Origin of the sequence: Qipengyuania sp. MTN3-11, assembly GCF_042851825.1 — a bacterium.
GTDB lineage: Bacteria > Pseudomonadota > Alphaproteobacteria > Sphingomonadales > Sphingomonadaceae > Qipengyuania.
In genome coordinates this window covers 1-374 of sequence record NZ_BTGM01000008.1, presented here as the reverse complement: position 1 = coordinate 374, position 374 = coordinate 1, and the positions used below count along the sequence as shown (strand labels likewise).

At 66.3% G+C, this 374-nt stretch carries 1 protein-coding gene; it reads left to right on the top strand.

Going from position 1 to position 374, the window contains the following annotated elements:
* Window positions 1–318, top strand: a 318-nt coding sequence (locus ACGHN1_RS14935; RefSeq protein ID WP_390551675.1) for an OmpA family protein, incomplete at its 5' end; no start/stop codon positions are given.
* Between the last annotated feature and the right edge of the window lie 56 nt (window positions 319–374).

The window sequence follows — 374 nt, the reverse complement described above, 5'->3', positions numbered from 1 at the left end:
TGGGACAAGTCGGACATCACTCCGGAAGCAGCGACGATCCTCGACAATGCGGTCTCGGCCTATGCCAATTGCGGCACGGCTTCGATCATGCTCGCCGGTCACACCGACCGTTCGGGTACCGTCGCCTACAACCAGGGCCTCGCCGAACGGCGCAACGCCTCGGTCCGCAACTACCTGTCCGCGCGCGGCATCCCGGGTGGCCGGATCACCAGCGAAGCCTTCGGCGAATCGCAGCCCCGCGTCCCCACCGCCGACGGTGTGCGCGAACTGCAGAACCGCCGCGTGGAGGTCACCTACGGTCCGGGTTCGGGCATGTAAGACCAGCCACCAGGCTGAAAAAGATCAGGGGGCCGGAGCAATCCGGCCCCCTTTTC